This window comes from Comamonas sp. UBA7840 (genome assembly GCF_002501455.1).
Lineage (GTDB): Bacteria > Pseudomonadota > Gammaproteobacteria > Burkholderiales > Burkholderiaceae_C > Comamonas > Comamonas jiangduensis.
Genome location: NZ_DLTI01000020.1, coordinates 30,073 through 49,628, shown reverse-complemented (window position 1 = coordinate 49,628; position 19,556 = coordinate 30,073). Strand labels below are relative to the sequence as shown.

Here is a 19,556-nt window from a genome sequence, read left to right as displayed (position 1 = left end):
TCAGCGCTACGCTTGCCGCCAGGAGATGCCACTGTGCCCGAGACCCCATCCACTACCTCACACCGCAGCGTTTTGCAACGCCAACTCTGGATCATGCTGCTGGCCTTGCTCAGCGGCTTTGCACTGAGCCAAGCTTTTCGCACCATCACTGCCATCTTGGCCCAGGGCCTGCAGCAGGACTTTGGTATCAGTGCCAGCTCTTTGGGCGCGTTTGCCGGGCTGTTTGGCCTGTCGTTCGGCATCGCCCAGCTGCTGATGGGCATTGGCATGGATTTGTACGGCCTGCGCCGTACCGTGCTGTGTGCCTTTCCATTCGCCACGCTGGGCGCCATGGTCTCCGCCGCAGCCCCCAGCTACGGTTGGCTGATGCTGGGCCAGTTGATGATTGGCGTGGGCTGCTCTCCGGCTTTTCTCGCCTGCACCATCTTTATTGCCCGTCACTTCCCGGCAGAGCGCTTTGCGTTTTTCTCGGGTCTGTCGATGGGCGTGGGCGGACTGGGTTTGCTGTTCACCGGCAGCCCCCTGGCGTGGGTGGTGGAGGCAGGCGGCTGGCGCAGTGGTTTTTGGCTGCTGAGCATCATGTGCGCGCTGTCCTGGGTGCTCATTTTTTGCAAAGTGCATGAACCTGTGCTACCCAGTACCAAGGCTGGCACCCCTGAAACATGGGGCTCCGCCTTTATGCGCATGGCAGAGTTGCTGACACTGCCCCACACCTGGGGCATGCTGGTGCTGGGCATGTCGTGCTACGCCGCCTTCTTGTCGCTGCGCGGGCTGTGGATTGGCCCCTTGATGATGGATCGCCATGGCTTGAGCTTGGTGCACAGCGGGCACGTTGCCTTTGTTGTGTCCTTGATCTCCCTGTTCACCCCGGCGATTTTTGGTCGCCTCGACCCGGGCACCCTGGCACGGCGCCAGTGGCTGGCAAATTTTTCGCTGTGTATGGCTGCCTTGTTTGTGATGCTGGGCCTGTGGCACAGCACCATCGGCAACATCGCCATCGTGATTGCCATGGCCATGCTGTCGGGCTACGGCTTGCTGCAATACGCCGATGTGCGCGCCTCCTACCCCGACCACATGACCGGGCGTGCGCTGTCGCTGTTTACCATGTCCATGTTTTTGGGCGTGGCCCTGATGCAGTGGTTTACCGGTGTGGTCGCCGCATGGGCCGCCCTACACGGCTGGGAAAGCTACACGGCCGTCGCCCTGACGATTGCGATCTGGCTGATGATCGCATCGACCGCCTATCGCTGGCTGCCCGCCTCACCCTTGCTGCTTCGCAGCAAAGTCTAAGAACTTACAAGGTGCTGGCGCTAGAGCCTTCGCCGCTGTAGAGCCATGGCACATCCATCAACCGGCTACCCAGCATGCCCATGGCCAGATCGCGCCCCCAACGTACCGGGCCAGTGGCGTGGAAAATGTTGCCGTTGCGAATGGAGCGCGCTTGCACACGGGCATTGCGCTCCCAACGATTGAGGGCATAGCGGCGCAAGCGCAAGCCAATGTCCAAGTCATCCATCGCCAAAGCACGCTGCAACTCTGCCGCATCTTCAATCGCCATACCCGCGCCTTGCGCCAAATAAGGGCGCATGGGGTGCGCAGCATCACCAATCAAGCCGACCAAACCTTGGGCCATGGCATCAGGGCCTTGAATGGGCGCACGGTCAGACAGCGGCCACAAGCGCCAGTGGGCACCTGCGGCAGGCACGCTGCGGATCAAATCTTGCAAATTGCTGCTGCAATCAGCCAGCGCTTGCTCCAGTACCTGTGCATTGGCCGCATGGTCCCACTGCTCCAAATCCTGGGGTACAGGGCCTTCAACAATGACCACGATGTTCATCATTTCGCCACGACGTACCGGGTAATGCACGGCATGCATGCGGGGGCCCAGCCACACCGTCACTTCATTGCTACGCCACCCCACCGGAATGTCTGTCATGGGTAGCAAGGCCCGGTAGGCCAAATGACCTGAGACCCGGGGACGGCTGGGATCACCGAGCACTGCTGCGCGCAACTTGCTCCACACCCCATCGGCCAACATGAGGGCATCGCCCTCCACCACCTTGTTGGCAGAGGTGCGTATGGTGGTCACGCGCTCCGTGCCCAGCAGTTCGGTGACTTCTTGCCCGGGATTGATATAAATATCAGCCCGTTCTTGGGCCGCGCTGTGCAAGACCGCATGCAAGTCTGCGCGGTGAATGGTGACATAGGCGGCCCCGTAGCGCTCCACCATGGATTGCCCCAGCGGCGCACTGGCCAGCACACGCCCACTCAACGCACTGCGTGCCACCAATTGCAGCGGCACTGCAGCAACCTGTTGCAACGCTTTTTGCAAGCCCCAGGCCTGCAAACGGCGCACCACATTCGGCCCCAGCTGAACACCGGCACCCACTTCAGAAAACAAGGCCGCCCGTTCAAACAAGCGTGCATCCCAGCCAGCGTGCGATGCGCCCAACGCTGCAGCCATGCCGGCAATGCCACCACCTGCGATCAATACTTGTTTTTTCATGGGGCAAATTGTGGCGCTGAAACGGGGTGCCCAGAAGCCTCCAAAGCAAAAGAACGCTGATGCGCAGCAAACACTGCCCACAAATGAAGCAGCACCCCAAGCTTTAGGAAACGCGTGCCCAATTCTTGGCGCCACATGGGGCATATATCTGCGCCACAAAGCACAGCTTACCCATCACCATCAGTCCACCCATAAAAAAAGCCTGCTTTCGCAGGCTTGGATGAGATGCGCAAGCTGGTGATTAAATTTCAAACTTGCTGCGATCTTGGTCTTGAATCCACTTGGGTGCTTTGCCACGCCCCGTCCATGTTTCACCGGTTGCAGGATTTTTGTACTTAGGTGGTACCTTGCTTCCAGCGCCACCTGCGCGAACCGCACGCGCAGGGCTGAATATGTCTGCTGCCGTCAATTCATACTCATCCACCAAAGCACGCACCTTGCTCACGGCTTCCGCCAATTCACGCTTACGTGCATCTTGAATTTGCTTTTCGAGTTCTTCGCGCTGTTTCAAAAGTTCTTTATAAGAGCTCATGGAGGAATTCCTTTCTGTAAGTTCTTGGATTATAGAGATAGAAAAATTTTTTGCATAAACCGTTAAGGAAAATTATTCCAAATGTTTTGATATTCCAAAGAAAGTACATCATGCCTTCGAAAACATTTTTAGCTTGAATGCACGGCGCTTGAAGCGATTCGAACTGGGCCTAAAATCTCGCACAAGCATTTAATGTATTGGCACTACACTGCCAATACACAGCAAGGAAATACAAAGAGTGTCCACTTACTTAATCGGTGATGTTCAAGGCTGTCATGGGGCTCTCACCAGGCTTCTCAACGACATCTCCTTCTCCCCCAGCCGAGATACCGTCTATTTGCTCGGCGACCTGATCAACCGCGGCCCTGAATCCGTAGAAGTCTTGCGCTATTGCATGGAATTGGGAGATGTGATTAAGCCTCTGCTTGGAAACCATGATCTGCATTTACTTGCCAGTGCCTATGGCGTGCGTAAACCCGGTAAACGAGATACTTTGCAAAGTATTTTGAATGCACCCGATCGCGCCGCTTTGCTGCACTGGATTTCCCAGCAGCCATTAGCCAGATCAATTCAAAACCCGCAGGGGCAACGATTATTGATGGTGCATGCAGGCGTATTACCGCAATGGAGCCTGGAAGAGACATTACAACTGGCCGATGAAGTCCACCAACAAATCAAGGGGGAAGCACTGCCTCAGTTTCTGATGCACATGTATGGCAATCTGCCCAACCACTGGGATAACAGTTTCACCGGCAGCGACAGAAACCGCGTCATTGTGAATGCACTCACGCGCATTCGATTTTGCACGGCGCAAGGGGCAATGGACTTTGAAAGCTCTGAGGCTGCAGATGCAGCGCCAGCAGGTCTGATGCCCTGGTTTGACTGCCCCGATCGCAAAACCGCCCAAGACATCGTGGCTTTCGGCCATTGGTCAACGCTGGGCTTGGTGAACCGGCCTAACCTGATGGCCCTGGATACAGGCTGCGTCTGGGGTGGCTGCCTGAGTGCGATGGAAATTGGCGCTGACTTCCGCGAACGCCAGCTCCACCAGATTCATTGCGAGCAAGCACAAAAACCAGGTTAGGCGTTCCCATAAAAAAACCACGGCATGCCGTGGTTTTTTTATGAATCCTTGGAAAGCTAGACGCTGCCCATGGGCTTAAACAGTGCAGCAACCTTGCGCTTGGGCTTGGTGCCCAGCGCTGCTTTGGGCGCAGCCTTTACCGCATCCCATGCGGGTACGTGGGTCTCACTGGCCTCATAAGGCTTGTCAAAGAAAGGATCTGCATGTGCGCTGCGCACTGGGCGCGCACCACGCACTGGGCGCGTGCCATAGGCGGATGCACTGCGTTGCACCTCTTCGCGCCCTGGCGCATCACGCAGCGGCTCCCGCTCACGGAAACGACGCGATTCAGGCAGTTGCAGTGTTTCAACGTTGATTTTTTTCTTGATCAACTTCTCAATCTCAGACACCAACTTGCTATCCGAGTTGCCCACCAGAGTCACCGCCAAACCGGTCGCACCCGCGCGGCCTGTACGGCCAATCCGGTGCACATAGTCTTCGGCGTTGAAAGGTACGTCGTAGTTAAATACGGCGGGCACATCCTTGATGTCCAAACCGCGCGCGGCCACATCGGTACACACCAGCAAATCAACTTCACCCTGCTTGAAGGCCTCCAGCGCTTTCAGACGCTCGTCTTGGCTCTTGTCGCCATGCATGGCTGCTGCACGATAACCATCACGCTCCAGAGCACGTGTCAAACGGGCACAGCCGAGCTTGCTGTTGGAGAAAATGAACGCTTGGCGAATGCCTTTTTCACGCAGAACCTGCTGGATCGCGCGGCGCTTGTCATCGTCATTGGCGCTGTAAAAGCGCTGCTCCACCAAAGACGCCGTCTCATTGGGACGTGCAACTTCAATCGTGACGGGGTCTTGCAAGTAACTGCCGGCCAAGCGCTTGATTTCTGGGGAGAAAGTAGCACTGAACAGCAGTGTGGTACGGGTCTTGGGCAAGTGGCTCAAGATGCGCTGCAAATCGGGCAGAAAACCGATGTCCAGCATACGGTCTGCCTCATCCAGCACCACATATTCCACTTGATTGAGCGCCACGTTCTTGGCTTCAATATGGTCAAGCAGGCGGCCCGGTGTCGCCACCAATACTTCCACACCTTTTTTCAGCTCGAGGGTCTGGGGCTTCATGTCCATGCCGCCAAAAACCACCATGCTGCGCAGCTTGGTGTGCTTGGCATACAAGGCGATTTGCTGTGCAACCTGGTCTGCCAGTTCGCGGGTGGGCAAAAGCACCAGCGCACGCACAGGGTGGCGTGCAGGTGAGGCAGAGCTGTTTTCATGCCGCATCAAGCGTTGCAGCAGCGGCAGCGAAAAGGCAGCAGTTTTACCTGTACCGGTTTGCGCGGCTCCCATCACATCCTTGCCGGTTAAAACCACCGGAATCGCCTGGGCCTGGATGGGGGTCATGGACTCGTAGCCCATTTCGGCCACGGCGCGTGCCAGAGGCTCCGCCAAGAGTAAAGAGGAAAAAGGACTTGTCATTTAGACCGCTATTGTCGCACCGTGCGCGCAAAGCCCTGTGTGAGGTTCAATAAATCCAGTGTTTCCTCGCGGATTCGTGGAAATAAAACCGCACTCACAACCAAGGCTTATTACAAATTAGTGGCTGAAAAAGTGTCGCAAGATTTGATGGTGCCAGTTTGCAACCCTGTTTTAAACCACCGCTGACGCTGCGCACTGCTGCCATGGGTAAAGCTGTCGGGCACTACCTGTCCCGTTTGCGCTTTTTGCAACGCATCATCACCAATTTTGGCTGCCGCGTTCATGGCTTCTTGCACATCGCCTTGCTCAAGGATTTGACGCTGGTTTTGCGCATGGTGCGCCCAAACCCCGGCCAAACAGTCAGCCTGTAACTCCAGCTTCACAGAAAGCTGGTTGTATTCCACTTTGCTCACACGGCCGCGCATTTGGTCCACCTGCCCTGAAATGCCCAGCAAATTCTGCACATGGTGCCCCACTTCGTGGGCAATCACGTAAGCCTGTGCAAAGTCGCCGGGAGCACCCAGCTGATTTTTTAACTGGTCGTAAAAAGACAGATCAATGTAGACCTTGTGATCTCCTGGGCAATAAAACGGCCCCATCGCAGACTGGCCCGTGCCACACGCGGTGCCTACAGCACCCCGAAACAGCACCAGTTTCGGCTCTTGGTAACTGGCACCGCCTTGCTGAAAAATCTGCCCCCAGACATCTTCGGTATCCGCCAGAACGGTGGACACAAACTGCCCCATGGTGTCGTTGGCTGGTACACCTTGTGCAGGCGTGTTCTGCTGCACCACAGGTGCACCACCGCCACCACTGAGCACACCCAAAATAGTTAAGGGGTTGATACCTAATACCCAGCCCCCGATCAAAGCGACCACGATGGTGCCGATCCCAATATTGCGCCCACCCAGCATCGGAGCACCGCCCCCTGCGCTGCGCCGATCTTCCACATTGCTGGACTGGCGGTTGCCTTCCCATTTCATAACGCGCTCCTGATCTCACTAAGGCCAATTTGCAAGCACCCTGCCTGTATCCGCCGTTGCCTGATGACCCACCTGTAGCCAGCTGGAATCCCCCTCTGGCTGCGGCATGACACCCACCGCTTTTCCGGCCCAGCCTGCAGACTGACTGATTTTTTGTGCCTGCGCAGTGTGCACCTGTACCACCTCGACAAATGTGAAAAATTGCCAAACTGCGACCAGCAAGCCCAGCAAGACCGCTGTGCCATAAAAAAGCTGTCGCCGGGATGAGGCATGGAAATTCGATAGACGCATAAATAGCAAGCCCCTTGATTGCCTTGCCCCATCCTAGGCAAGCGGCTTGCGGCAGCGAAGCTGGTGACACGCCAATTCTGTGTAGGAGAACCGTTCGTCGCTGCGCTATCAGCGCCACCTTCTGCCCAAGCGGTACCCACCGCTTGCGCGGAACGCACTGAACACCCACAAAAAAAGCCAACCCCAGGTTGGCTTTTTGGAACCGTACCGACTGGCTTCAGGTACGCGGCAGCGTCACACCGTGTTGGCCCTGGTACTTGCCGCCACGGTCTTTGTAGCTGGTCTCACAAGGTTCGTTGCCTTGCAGGAACAGCACCTGCGCGCAGCCTTCACCGGCATAAATCTTGGCGGGCAGCGGTGTGGTGTTGGAGAACTCCAGCGTCACATAGCCTTCCCACTCCGGCTCAAACGGTGTCACGTTCACGATGATGCCGCAGCGCGCATAGGTGCTCTTACCCAGGCACACAGTCAGCACATCGCGGGGAATGCGGAAGTACTCCACCGTACGGGCCAGCGCAAAGCTGTTGGGCGGAATGATGCAGTAGTCACCTTCGAAGTCGACAAAGCTTTTTTCATCGAAGTTCTTGGGGTCAACCACCGTGCTGTGGATGTTGGTGAACACCTTGAATTCGCGCGCGCAGCGGATGTCGTAGCCGTAGCTGGAGGTGCCGTAGCTGATGATTTTTTTGCCATCGGCCTCGCGGATCTGACCGGGCTCAAACGGCTCGATCATGCCGTGCTGCTCCGCCATGGTGCGGATCCACTTGTCGCTCATGATGCTCATGGAGGTGTCCTATTTCGCTGAATTTTTTATAGCTGAGCGCGCTGATTGAATGCGCGCCAGGGCGTTATTTTGCTTGAGAGATGATGGTTTGCTCAATCAAACGGTCATCCCCGAGCACGATCATCGCAAATAGCAGCTCATCCAGCGTCTGCGCTTGCGCCGTTTTGCGCGCCAGCAGCGGGGTGCACGCAGGGTTGATCACCACCATGTCCGCCTCGCAGCCCGGCTGCAAATTACCGATCACACCCCCCAAGCCCAGGGCCTTGGCCGCCCCTGCCGTGTGCTGCCACCACAGATGCCCTGGCTTCAAACTCAAACCCTGTTTGCTGTGCTGCTCCCGCCCCACTACGTAAGCGGCCTGCATGGTGCGAAACGGCGAAAAGCTCATGCCGCCGCCCACATCGCTGGCCAGCCCATACCTGAAACCTGCGGCATCGGCCTTCAAGTAATCAAAGTAACCGCTGGACAAAAACAAGTTGCTGGTGGGGCTGATGGCTGCTGCCGTCCGGGTTTCGCGCATCAGCGCCCGGTCAACGTCATCCAGCCAAATGCAGTGCGCATACACCGCACGCTCGCGCATCAAACCAAAGCGCTGGTACACCTCCAGATAGCTGCGCGCTTGCGGGTACAGCTCGCGCACCCAGCGGATCTCATCGAGGTTTTCCGAGACATGGGAGTGCACCCACACATCAGGATATTTGGCCGCCAGCGCGCCTGCGCCCCTGAGTTGCTCGGGTGTGCTGGTGGGTGCAAAGCGCGGAGTGATGGCATAGCCCAGGCGATCCACGCCGTGCCAGCGCTGGATCAAGGTTTCGGTGTCGATCAGGCCCTGCTCGGTGTGGTCACGCACGCCGTCGGGGCTGTGGCGGTCTTGCAGCACCTTGCCCGCCAGCATGCGCATGCCGCGCGCCTGCGCTGCGGCCATGATGGCATCCACCGACGCCGGGTGCGAGGTGGCAAAGGTGAGCGATGTGGTCACGCCGTTGCGCAGCAGCTCATCCAGAAAAAATTCCGCCACGCCGTCGGCATAGCTGCGGTCATGAAAACGTGCTTCGTGGGGAAAGGTGTAATGCTCCAGCCAAGGCAGCAGCCCGTCAGCCGGCGCACCAATCACATCGGTTTGCGGGTAGTGGATGTGCATGTCCACAAAGCCCGGTGCGATCAGCTTGCCGGGCAGGTGCAGGATGTGCGCGTTCGCTTGCGCTGCATATTCGGCTTGCAGCGCCTGCCAGTTCCCTGCAGCCACCACGCGCTCCTGACCTTGGGCATCAGGGGCAACGGCCAGCAAACCATCGCTGTCGTAGAGCGGCGTGCCGTCGTCGGCAAAGCGGAGCAAGGCACTGCGGTAGATCTTCATCGGCGTGGTGGTAGGTCTAGGAAAAAATATTGAGGGGCAGCTTGCGCTTACCCGGCCTTGCTTTCACGCACAAATCATGCCAAAAGCAATATCTGACGTGCGCCAAGCGCTCCTCATTTTCAATACGGTGGCAGGCGCAGCACTCCAAGCTTGCCACCACGGCCCTACTTTGTACTGCCAATCACGCCTTCAACCAACCAGTCCATTTGCAGCAATTGCGCATCGCCCAGCGTTTGCCCCTGGCGAATGCGCAACTGGCCCTGGTTGTCGCGGATATCCGCGTGGCTGGCCTGAAACGGCTGCAATTTACCCGCGGCCATGTCTTTTTGGCGTGCCAGCACCTCATTGCGCACCGCCTGTGGCAGCTTGGGGCCAAAGTGTTCCACACGCACCATGCCATCTTTCACGCCGCCCCAGAAGTCACCCGACTTCCAGCTGCCGCTTTGCACCGCCTTGGCGCGCGCTGCGTAATAGTTGCCCCAGTGGTGGGTGACAGCCATCAACTGTGCATCGGGGCCGTCTTTGCGCATGTCGGAGTGAAAGGCGATGGCCATCTTGCCGCGCTCTTGGGCAGCGACCATCACCGCCGTGCTGGCGACCTGGAAGGACAGCACATCAGCGCCCTGGTCCATCAGCGCCATCGCCGCATCACGCTCCATAGCAGGGTCAAACCAGGTGTTGAGCCACACCACCTTGACCTGCGCTTGCGGGTTCACGCTGCGCATGCCCAGTGCAAACGCATTCACGCCTTGCACCACTTCAGGAATCGGAAAGCCCGCCACAAAGCCGGCTACGCCGGTTTTGCTCATCCGCCCTGCGGCAATGCCCGACAGATAGCGCCCTTCGTAGTGGCGCGCGTTGGCCGTTGCCACATTGGCGCTTTGCTTGTAGCCCGTGATGTTTTCAAACTTCACACCGGGAAACTCTTTGGCCACGCGCAGCGTAGGCTCCATATAACCAAAGCTGGTGGTGAAGATGAGTTGGTTGCCCTGCAGCGCCAGGTCGCGAATCACGCGCTCGGCATCCGGGCCTTCGGGTACGTTTTCGACGGCCGTGGTCTGCACCTGATCGCCCAGAGCGCGCTGCAACTGCAAACGCCCCTCTTCGTGCTGGCGCGTCCAGCCTGCAGGCAGCACCGGCGTCACGTAGACAAAGGCGGCCTTCAGCGGTGGCGTGGCGGGGGGATTTTTCAGCGCTGCCGAAGATTGCGCAAAAGTGGGGGCAGTGAAAGCGGCGGCAACGCAGGCGGCCACGAGCGTGGCTGCGAGGTTTTTGTACATGGTGTTCCTCTACATGGCTCCAAATTGAACACACGCCACACGCTGGAGCAAAGCCTGCGGCGAAGGGGCGGATTCTAGCGCTGCCAAGAAACCATCGCAGCGTTCGGACTAACCACACTAGCGGCGCACGCCCTCCTTACCTACGATGCCTGCCAAAGACTCCAAGGAAATCTGCCCTATGCCCATGTTTGTTGACACCTCCCCGCCTGGCCACTGCATCTTCTGCAAAATCGTGGCGGGTGAAATTCCTGCCGCCAAGGTCTATGAAGATGACCTCACCGTGGCGTTCATGGACATTGGCCAGGTCAACCCCGGCCATGTGCTGGTGGCCAGCAAGCGCCATGCCGTCACCGTGCTGGATTTGACCGCCGAAGAGGCCGCCGCCGTCATGCAAACCGCGCAGCGGATCGCGCACGCGGCGCAGCAGGCTTTTGCCCCCGATGGCATCACCCTCTTCCAAGCCAATGGTGCAGCGGGTGGACAAACCGTTTTTCACTTTCACATGCATGTGCTGCCACGCCATGAGGGCGACGGCATGGCGCTGACCTGGCCGCGCAAAGAGCCCGCCATGCCACTGCTGCAACACTATGCCCAGCAGCTTCAAACCGCGCTGCAATCCCCCGCACAGCTTTAAAAATAAGAGCTTGCAGCGCCTGAAAAACAAAGGGTTGAGATAGTTATCTATCTCAACCCTTTTGTACATAAGCGCTAGCAGCTATGTTTTTTATGCAGGCTGAGCAAACCGCGCAAAGCAGTCATCCAGCTGTTGCACCCACGCTGCTTGCTGCGCAGGGCTGGCAAACGATGCCTCCAAACTGTTGCGCGCCAGCTGGTAGGCCTGCGCAGCACCCATGCCTGTGGCGGCAAACACTTGCAGGTAGTTGTCGTTCACATAACCGCCAAAATACGCGGGGTCGTCGGAGTTGACGGTCACGTTCAAGCCCGCCGCCAGCAAGCGCGGCAGGTTGTGCTCGCGCAGTTCGGGGAACACGCACAGCTTCTGGTTAGACAGTGGGCACACCGTCAGCGGCATGCGGGTTTGTGCCAGCCGCTGCATCAATTCCACGTCTTTTTCAGACTGCACACCGTGGTCGATGCGCTCTACCTGCAGGGCGTTCAACGCACTCCACACATAGGCGGGCGGCCCCTCTTCGCCGGCATGTGCCACCAGGTGAAAGCCCAACGCCTTGCACCGGGCAAACACGCGCTCAAACTTCTCTGGCGGGTTGCCCAGCTCCGAGCTATCCAGACCAATGCCGATGAAGTGCACGCGGTAGGGCAGCGCGGCCTCCAGGGTGGCGAATGCGGCTTCTTCACTCAAGTGGCGCAAAAAGCTCAGGATCAGCGCCGCGCTGATGCCCCAGCGCGCTTGCGCGTCGTGGCAGGCACGTGACAGACCCAGAATGACAGCCTCGATGGGCACGCCACGCTCGGTGTGCGTTTGCGGATCAAAAAAGAGCTCTGCACGCACCACATGGTCGGCAGCGGCGCGCTCCAGGTACGCCATGGCCATATCGTAGAAATCTTGCTCGTGCAGCAGCACGCTGGCACCGGCGTAGTAGATGTCCAGAAAGCTTTGCAGATCCGTGAACGCATAGGCACTGCGCAATGCCTGCACGCTGTCGTAGGGCAGCGTCACCCCGTTGCGCTGGGCCAAAGCGAAGATCAGCTCAGGCTCCAGCGAGCCTTCGATGTGCATGTGCAACTCAGCCTTGGGCATGGTGCGCAGCAGCTGGGGCAGTTGCGCGGCGGGGATGCGCTCAATGGCGGCAGGCAGGGCATGGGTCATGGGGTCAACACACTCCGAAAGTGACGCCGCAGCCCTTGAGGTAGCGGCGGTAGGCGGACGACATGCGGTCGGCCGACGAATGCAACTCGGCCCGAGGGTCCAGGGGCAACTCCTTGGGCAGTTGCGACTCCAGCACGGGCTGGTCTTGCGTGAAGATCGTGTGCTGGAAGGCTTGCAGCTTGTCGTCCGAAGATTCAAAGTCTGCCACTGCCAGGAGAAACCACACACGGCTGGTGGTCGGTGTCATGGGGCAGATAAACAGACCGATGGCTTCGCGCCAGCCATCCTTGGTCGTGCCGTCTTCGGGAATCTTGGTCAGCAGCGCGGTATAGGGCGCCGTGACTTCATAGGTGTAGTGCACCTCCGCAGGCTTGGTCGAGTGCAGGTTAGAGATCGGCTGCACCGCCTTGCAGTTGGTGGCCTTCACGCCGGCGGGTGTGGTTTCGACGTTGTAGGGAGACATTTCGGTGGTGTCGCGGCTGCCCAGCCAACCTTCGTGCACAAAGCCAAAGTGCGACATGTCCAGGAAGTTCTCAATGATGCGCGGCGCGCTCGCCTGCACGTCGTAGGGGCCGCAGTTCACTTTACGCAGGCGCTCGTCCCCTTCAGCTTCAAACACGGGCAGCGGCACGTCCACGCCTTCTGGCTTTTCCAGCTGCACCCAGATCAGACCGTAGGCTTCTTGCACGCCAAACGATTTCACGCAGTGCTGGGGGGGTGGCGTGAAGCCGGGCACCGCAGGCACTTTCACGCACTGCCCCGTGGTGGAGAACTGCCAGCCGTGGTAGGGGCACTCCAAGTTGCCTTCATTGACGCGACCCAAGGAAAAACGTGCGCCCCGATGGGGACAGCGATCCACAAAGGCCTTGGCCACGCCTTGTGCATCACGCCATAGCACCACGTCCTCCCCCAGCAAACGCACGCCCACAGGGCCATTGGTTACATCCGAAATCAGGGCTACGGGGTGCCACTGGTTTTTTTCCATCATGGGAGTCACTGTCACAGTTGTATTCATAAGGCGCTATCTTTCCAAAGAAAAGGGCTGCCCATAGGCAGCCCTTGCAATATCCGAGCCATCTACAGGCTCGTTGGTACTGGCTTACTGGCCAGGCACCTTGCCCTCTACGCCCTTGACGTAGAAGTTAATGCCCGCCAAGAAGGCGTCATCTGCCACGGCGCCTGCCGCCAGGATTTCCTTGCCATCGTTGGTCGCAATCGGGCCCTTCCAGATCTGGAAAGTACCGGCCTTCAGGCCAGCCTTGGCCTCTTCTACCTTGGTCTTCAGCTCTACGGGCACATCGTCAGCCATCGACACCAAATCGATCGAGCCTTCCTTCACGCCCCACCAACTGCTGCCAGTGGTCCATGTGCCTTCCAGCACATCCTTGACAGCCTTGGAGTAGTAAGGCTGCCAGTTGATGATGGCCGAACCCAAGTGCGCCTTGGGGCCGTAAGCGGTCATGTCCGAATCCCAGCCAAAAGCACGCACGCCCTTTTCTTCCGCCGTCTTGAGCACGGCAGGAGAGTCGGTGTTTTGGAACAGGATGTCTGCACCGCCGTTGATCAGGCTGGTGGCGGCTTCGGTTTCCTTGGGTGGGCTGAACCACTCGTTCACCCACACCACCTTGGTCGTGATCTTGGGGTTCACCGACTGCGCACCCAGGGTGAACGAGTTGATGTTACGGATCACTTCAGGAATTGGCACCGAACCCACAATACCCAAGGTGTTGCTCTTGGTCATGCCGCCAGCGATCACGCCTGCCAGATAAGCACCTTCATACGTACGGCTGTCGTAGGTGCGTACGGTTTCGGCGGTCTTGTAACCGGTAGCGTGTTCGAACTTCACATCTTTGTAGTCCGGGGCGATCTTCTGGATGGCGTCCATGTAGCCAAAGGTGGTGCCAAAAATCAGCTTGTTGCCTTGGCTGGCCAAGTCACGCAGCACACGCTCAGCATCTGCACCTTCTGGCACGCTTTCCACAAAGGTAGTGACGATCTTGTCGCCGTACTCTTTTTGCACTTTCTTGCGTGCAGTGTCGTGTGCAAACGACCAGCCACCATCACCCACAGGACCCACATAGGCGAAAGCCACCTTCAAAGGTTCTGCTTTGGCGGGTGCTTCTGCCGCTGGTGCGGGTGCAGCGGTAACGGGTTCTTCCTTCTTGCCACATGCTGCCAAGGCAGTAATGGTCAGTGCCGAAACGGCAGCCAGTTTGAACATGGAACGTTTGTTCAGATCAGTCATGGATCGTCCTTATGGATCGGGAAATAAGCAAACCACTGCAGCAACGCCTGCACTCAGATTTTGCAAACAGGCGCTGGCGCGCATGGCACAGCACTTTTCACAAAACCCACGCATCCTAACGAAGCTATTTCAGCCAGCGAAAATTTCTTCCACCCCCCCGCTGCGTGCTGCGTTGCATTCATGCCCAATCGCAAGATGTATGCCATGGCGCACACGCTGTACGCATACTCTGCGATGGGTGGATAAGAAAAAGCCCCCCCACAGTGAGGAGGCGTTTCAACGACAAGGGCTTACCAAGCCCCTGTCAAAGGCTAGGCCCAATTATTTATTCGCACCGGGCACATTGCCTTCGATGCCGTTCACATAGAACTTGATGCTGGTGATGAAAGGCATATCCGCCACTTGGCCATCCGCCAGCAATTCCTTGCCAGCGTTGTCCTTGATGGGGCCCTTCCAGATTTGGAAAGTACCGTCCTTCAGACCTTGGCGCACTTGCACCACCTTGTCTTTGATCTCCTGAGGCACTTCATCCGAGATCTTGACCAGATCCATCGCACCTTCCTTCACGCCCCACCAGAAGTTTTGGCCGTTTTCTACCTTGCCGTCCAGCGCATCTTGCACCACCTTGGTGTAGTAAGGCGCCCAGTCGATCACGGCCGAGCCAAGGTGCGCCTTGGGTGCATAGGCACTCATATCGCCGTCTTTACCAAAGGCGTAAACACCACGCTCCTCCGCTGTCTTGAGCACGGCAGGCGAGTTGGTGTTTTGGTACATCACGTCCACACCACCATTGATCAGGCTGGTCGCAGCTTCTGCTTCTTGGGGAGGGCTGAACCACGAGTTCACCCACACCACCTTGGCCTTGATCGAAGGATCCACGCTTTGTGCGCCCAGCACAAAGGAGTTGATGTTACGCACCACTTCGGGGATTGGCACCGAAGCCACGACCCCAATGGTCTTGGTTTTGGTCATGCCGCCAGCCACGATACCTGCCATATAGGCACCTTCGAAGGTCTTGGCATCGTAGGTCGCGCTGTTCGCTGCTTGCTTGTAGCCTGTCGCATGCTGGAAGTTCACTGCGGGCAGCTCAGGCGCAACCTTTTGCACATACTCTTGGTAGCCGAAGCTGGTGGCGAAAATCAGCTTGCTGCCTTGCGCAGCCATATCCCGCATCACGCGCTCGGAGTCTGGGCCTTCGGCCACGCTCTCGACAAAAGATGTCTCAATCTTGTCACCAAACTTCTCTTGCACCGCCTTGCGACCCAGCTCATGCTGGTAAGTCCAGCCACCATCACCGATGGGGCTGACGTACACAAAACCGACCTTCAAAGGCTCAGCATTGGCGGGCGCTTGTGCTGCGGGTGCAGCCACAGGAGCAGCTTCTTCCTTCTTACCGCAAGCAGCGAGAGTGGCAACGGTGATGGCCGACAGGGCCACCATCTTCAGCACAGTGCGTTTGTGCAGTTGAGACATGTGTTTTTCCTCGACATGGATGTAAAAAAAGGCAGCCTCGAAAAGCCTGCCTTGCACGGCGTGCACCCGGCCCCCGGATGCACGGTGTCTTGTGGGTATGGCGCTTTTAGGAGCCTGGGTAGAAGGGCTTCCCCAGAGAAGCAGGCATATTCGCACGAATCCACGCGGGATTGCGAGAAATTAGCACCAAAACGATGATCGTCGCTATGTACGGCAGCATGCTAAGCAGCTGGCTGGCAATGTGCACGCCCGAGGCTTGCAAGTGGAACTGCAACATCGTCACACCACCGAACAGGTAGGCGCCCAGCAAAATTCGCGTAGGCCGCCAAGTGGCAAAGGTCGTTAACGCCAGCGCAATCCAGCCGCGGCCCGCCACCATGCCTTCCACCCACAAAGGCGTATAGACCGTGGAGACATACGCACCAGCCAAGCCGCACAGCGCACCACCTGCCATGACGGCAGCCAAGCGAATCATGCGCACGTTGTAACCAAGGGCGTGGGCAGACTCTGGCGACTCGCCCACCGAGCGCAGCACCAAGCCTGCACGCGTGCGGTACAGAAAGTACACCAAGAGCGCAGCAATGATGATTGCGCCGTAGACCAAGGGATGGTGGCGAAACAGCGCAGGGCCCAGCACGGGAATATCCGTCAAGAACGGAATTTCAAACTTGGGCGACTCAGGCATCTTGGCTTGTACATAGTTCAAGCCTGCAAATGCAGAAAAACCAGCGCCAAACAAGCTCAGTGCCAAACCTGTCGCCGATTGGTTGGTGTTAAGCCAGATCACCAGCACACCAAAGATGGCCGCCAACAAGGCGCCCGCGCCCATGCCCGCCAAAAAACCCAGCCATGTGCTGCCGGTGTGTACCACGGCCGCAAAGCCTGCCAGGGCGGCACACAGCATCATGCCTTCGGCACCCAGATTAATCACCCCGGCTTTTTCATTGATCAGCAGCCCCAAGGCGGCCAAAGCCAGTACCGTGCCCGCGCTCAGCGTCGAAGCAAACAGCAATGCATACGCGTCCATTACTGGGCTCCCTTCGCGGCAGGCTTAGCGGCTACCCAGCGTACACGGTAGGCAATCAAGGTGTCGCAAGCCAGCAAAGTGAACAGCAACAGACCTTGGAACACCCCGGTCAAAGATTTGGGCAAACCCAGACGCGATTGCGCCAACTCACCACCGATATAAAACATACTCATCAACACGGCTGAAAAAATCATGCCCACAGGGTGCAAACGGCCGACAAAGGCCACGATGATGGCCGCAAAGCCATAGCCAGCAGGCACATAAGGCGTCAGCTGCCCAATCGGGCCGGCCACTTCCAATGCACCAGCCAGACCCGCAGCCCCCCCGGAAATCAGCAACGCAGTCCACAGTGCGCGGCGCGACGAAAAGCCTGCATAACGCGCTGCGGCAGGGGCCATGCCACCCACCTGCTGGGCAAAGCCCGCCTTGGTGCGGAACAGGAAAATCCACAAAGCCGCAGCAGCCACCAAAGCCAGCAGCGTACCGATGTGCACCCGCGTGCCGGCAATCAGCTTCGGAATCTGGGTCACGCTTTCAAAGGTCTTCGATTGCGGGAAGTTGTAACCCATGGGGTCCTTCCAGGGCCCGTAGACCAGGTAGCCCAGCACCAGCGTGCCCACATAAACCAGCATCAGACTGACCAGAATTTCATTGGCATTGAACTTGTCACGCAAAAACGCCACGATGCCTGCCCAGAACATGCCCCCCAGCACTCCCGCCAGCAAGATGGCTGGCACGATCCAGGGGCCCGTGGTTTTGTCTGCCAAGAGCGCAACACCGCCCGCCGTGACAGCGCCAATCACAAACTGTCCTTCAGCACCAATATTCCAGATGTTGGAGCGAAAGCACACCGCCAGCCCCAAAGCAATCAGCAGCAAAGGCGTGGCCTTCATCACCAACTCGCCCAATGCATAGGGCGACTTGATGGGCTCCCAGAAGAAAGCTTGCAGCCCTTTGACTGGGTCTTTACCCAGTGCAACAAACAAGGCTACGCCCACCGCCACGGTGATCAGCAAAGCCAAGATGGGCGCGCCATAGGTCCAGAACTTGGACACCTGAGGACGAGGTTCGAGCTTAAACATGCTGTGCACCTCCCGTATTCGCTGCCAGTTGGGCCAAGTGCTGTTGCACATCAGCATTCCACAAACCACTCATCCACTCACCTACCAGTTGCAGGGTTGCTTCCGCACGTGGCAGCGAGGGGCTCAGTTGCCCCTTGGCCACGACATGCAGACGGTCACTAATTTCAAACAATTCGTCCAGCTCTTCACTGAGCACCAAGACCGCACAGCCCGCGTCGCGCAGCGCCAAAATTGCGCCACGGATTTGCGCCGCCGCGCCCACGTCTACGCCCCAGGTGGGTTGCGAGACGATGAGCAGCTTGGGGTTGGCATCAATCTCTCGGCCGACAATGAACTTTTGCAAGTTGCCGCCAGACAATGACTTGGCCGGGGCATTGGGGCCACCGGCCTTCACGCCAAAGCGCTGAATGATGTCGGCCGCATGCTCCTCGAGCTTTTTGATGCTGAGCCAACCGCCTTTGCCGACCGCGTCACCACGCGTGAGCAGCATGTTGTGCGCCAAGCCCATGGTGGGCACAGCGCCCCGCCCCAAACGCTCTTCCGGTACAAAGTGCAGCCCCAGTGCGCGGCGCTGGCTGGGGTTCAGGCGGCCTGCAGGCTTGCCTGCCACACGAATCATGTCGGCATCCGCACGCGTGTCTTCTCCCGACAGGGCATACAACAGCTCTTGCTGGCCATTGCCCGAAACCCCGGCAATGCCCACCACTTCACCGGCACGCACCTCCAGCTGCATATCGATCAGATCGACACCAAACTGGTCTTGCTTCTTCAGCGTCAGCCCATTGACGTGCAACACGGTTTCGCCAGTTTGCACTTCACGGTACTGCAGCGCAGGCGGCTCGGCACCAATCATCAAGCGCGAGAGCGAGGCATTGCTCTCTTCTTGGGGGTTGCAATAGCCGGTTACCTTGCCACCGCGCAGCACCGTGCAGGCGGTGCACAGTTCGCGAATTTCATGCAGCTTGTGGCTGATGTAGAGAATCGAGCAACCTTCCGCAGCCAGCTGCTTGAGCACCACAAACAGCTTCTCCACGGCTTGGGGCGTGAGCACCGAAGTGGGCTCATCCAAAATCAGAACGCGCGGGTCGGTCAGCAGTGCACGGATGATTTCCACACGCTGCATCTCGCCCACCGACAAGGTGTGTACCGGCCGAGTGGGATCGATATCCATACCGTACTCTGCGCCCTTAGAGGCTATACGCGCCGTCACTTCTGCCAAAGAAATGCGCTTGTCCAGGCCCAGCCATACGTTTTCTGCCACCGTCAGCGTGTCAAACAGGCTGAAGTGCTGGAACACCATGGCGATGCCGAACTGGCGCGCTTCCTGGGGGTTGCGGATATTGACGGGCTTGCCATCAAACAGCACCTGGCCCTCATCGGGTTTGACCGTGCCGTAGATGATTTTCATCAGCGTGGATTTGCCAGCGCCGTTCTCACCCAGCACAGCGTGGACTTCGCCGGGTTGCACCGTCAGCGACACCCCATCATTGGCCACAACAGCCGGGTATCGCTTGGTGATGCCCACCAGCTGCAGGCGCGGTGGCACAGCACCGGGCGTGGGGATGGTTTCAGGGGAATTCATGCGCGGGATGGTTTCTGTTTCAAAAAAACTTATATACAAAATCTGCTCTAACGCAGACTGGGTTTACGCTGA

Annotated in this window: 17 protein-coding genes; 3 read left to right on the top strand and 14 right to left on the bottom strand. The window is 58.2% G+C overall.

Annotated features, from left to right (window positions below; genetic code table 11):
- Positions 1–12 precede the first annotated feature (12 nt).
- Positions 13–1,290 carry an MFS transporter gene (locus B3R00_RS05980; protein ID WP_376747632.1) on the top strand — a complete coding sequence of 426 codons (1,278 nt, stop codon included), beginning with the start codon at positions 13–15 and terminating at the stop codon, positions 1,288–1,290.
- Between the two features lie 4 nt (positions 1,291–1,294).
- Here the strand turns inward: B3R00_RS05980 and B3R00_RS05975 are convergent, their stop codons facing one another.
- Positions 1,295–2,506 carry an FAD-dependent monooxygenase gene (locus B3R00_RS05975; protein WP_286998031.1) on the bottom strand — a complete coding sequence of 404 codons (1,212 nt, stop codon included), beginning with the start codon at positions 2,504–2,506 and terminating at the stop codon, positions 1,295–1,297.
- Between the two features lie 241 nt (positions 2,507–2,747).
- On the bottom strand, positions 2,748–3,038 hold the full coding sequence (locus tag B3R00_RS05970; RefSeq protein WP_174862795.1) for an H-NS family nucleoid-associated regulatory protein: 291 nt from the start codon (positions 3,036–3,038) through the stop codon (positions 2,748–2,750).
- 238 nt (positions 3,039–3,276) lie between these two features.
- On the opposite strand from B3R00_RS05970, the gene B3R00_RS05965 reads away from it, so the two are divergent.
- Positions 3,277–4,122 carry a symmetrical bis(5'-nucleosyl)-tetraphosphatase gene (locus tag B3R00_RS05965; RefSeq protein WP_286998030.1) on the top strand — a complete coding sequence of 282 codons (846 nt, stop codon included), beginning with the start codon at positions 3,277–3,279 and terminating at the stop codon, positions 4,120–4,122.
- 56 nt (positions 4,123–4,178) lie between these two features.
- Here B3R00_RS05965 and B3R00_RS05960 read toward each other — a convergent pair whose 3' ends face one another.
- The 5 genes from B3R00_RS05960 to B3R00_RS05940 all read right to left on the bottom strand — a co-directional run bounded on the left by B3R00_RS05960 (position 4,179) and on the right by B3R00_RS05940 (position 10,286).
- Positions 4,179–5,591, bottom strand: a complete 1,413-nt coding sequence (locus B3R00_RS05960) for a DEAD/DEAH box helicase (RefSeq protein WP_286998029.1) — start codon at positions 5,589–5,591, stop codon at positions 4,179–4,181.
- Between the two features lie 110 nt (positions 5,592–5,701).
- A complete protein-coding gene (gene ypfJ, locus B3R00_RS05955) occupies positions 5,702–6,574 on the bottom strand; it encodes a KPN_02809 family neutral zinc metallopeptidase (RefSeq protein ID WP_286998028.1) in 873 nt (290 codons plus the stop codon).
- 508 nt (positions 6,575–7,082) lie between these two features.
- Positions 7,083–7,649, bottom strand: coding sequence for a dCTP deaminase (gene dcd, locus B3R00_RS05950; protein WP_174862786.1), 567 nt, complete (start codon positions 7,647–7,649; stop codon positions 7,083–7,085).
- A gap of 64 nt (positions 7,650–7,713) precedes the next feature.
- On the bottom strand, positions 7,714–9,006 hold the full coding sequence (gene guaD / locus B3R00_RS05945) for a guanine deaminase (protein ID WP_286998026.1): 1,293 nt from the start codon (positions 9,004–9,006) through the stop codon (positions 7,714–7,716).
- Between the two features lie 164 nt (positions 9,007–9,170).
- The gene (locus tag B3R00_RS05940; RefSeq protein WP_286998025.1) at positions 9,171–10,286 is read right to left on the bottom strand and encodes a BMP family ABC transporter substrate-binding protein; all 1,116 of its coding nucleotides are present in this window, start codon (positions 10,284–10,286) and stop codon (positions 9,171–9,173) included.
- 178 nt (positions 10,287–10,464) lie between these two features.
- Between B3R00_RS05940 and B3R00_RS05935 the strand changes: the two genes are divergently transcribed.
- Positions 10,465–10,920 carry an HIT family protein gene (locus B3R00_RS05935; RefSeq protein WP_286998023.1) on the top strand — a complete coding sequence of 152 codons (456 nt, stop codon included), beginning with the start codon at positions 10,465–10,467 and terminating at the stop codon, positions 10,918–10,920.
- A gap of 90 nt (positions 10,921–11,010) precedes the next feature.
- On the opposite strand, the gene B3R00_RS05930 is transcribed toward B3R00_RS05935, so the two are convergent.
- The 7 genes from B3R00_RS05930 to B3R00_RS05900 all read right to left on the bottom strand — a co-directional run bounded on the left by B3R00_RS05930 (position 11,011) and on the right by B3R00_RS05900 (position 19,484).
- Positions 11,011–12,075 (bottom strand): adenosine deaminase, encoded by a 1,065-nt coding sequence (locus B3R00_RS05930; RefSeq protein WP_286998021.1) that lies wholly within the window; start codon positions 12,073–12,075, stop codon positions 11,011–11,013.
- Positions 12,076–12,079: 4 nt separating this feature from the next.
- Positions 12,080–13,063: an aromatic ring-hydroxylating oxygenase subunit alpha gene (locus tag B3R00_RS05925; protein WP_286998213.1), complete on the bottom strand. Its 984-nt coding sequence runs from the start codon at positions 13,061–13,063 to the stop codon at positions 12,080–12,082.
- A gap of 111 nt (positions 13,064–13,174) precedes the next feature.
- Complete coding sequence (locus B3R00_RS05920) at positions 13,175–14,320, bottom strand: BMP family ABC transporter substrate-binding protein (protein ID WP_286998020.1); 1,146 nt, start codon at positions 14,318–14,320, stop codon at positions 13,175–13,177.
- Positions 14,321–14,641: 321 nt separating this feature from the next.
- Entirely contained in the window at positions 14,642–15,793 is a 1,152-nt protein-coding gene (locus B3R00_RS05915; RefSeq protein ID WP_286998019.1) for a BMP family ABC transporter substrate-binding protein, read from the bottom strand.
- A 106-nt stretch (positions 15,794–15,899) separates the two neighbouring features.
- The gene (locus B3R00_RS05910) at positions 15,900–16,820 is read right to left on the bottom strand and encodes an ABC transporter permease (RefSeq protein WP_219162496.1); all 921 of its coding nucleotides are present in this window, start codon (positions 16,818–16,820) and stop codon (positions 15,900–15,902) included.
- Positions 16,820–17,902 carry an ABC transporter permease gene (locus B3R00_RS05905; RefSeq protein ID WP_219162497.1) on the bottom strand — a complete coding sequence of 361 codons (1,083 nt, stop codon included), beginning with the start codon at positions 17,900–17,902 and terminating at the stop codon, positions 16,820–16,822. Before B3R00_RS05905 ends, B3R00_RS05910 begins: the two co-directional genes overlap by 1 nt.
- Positions 17,895–19,484 carry an ABC transporter ATP-binding protein gene (locus tag B3R00_RS05900; protein ID WP_286998018.1) on the bottom strand — a complete coding sequence of 530 codons (1,590 nt, stop codon included), beginning with the start codon at positions 19,482–19,484 and terminating at the stop codon, positions 17,895–17,897. Before B3R00_RS05900 ends, B3R00_RS05905 begins: the two co-directional genes overlap by 8 nt.
- Positions 19,485–19,556: the final 72 nt, after the last annotated feature.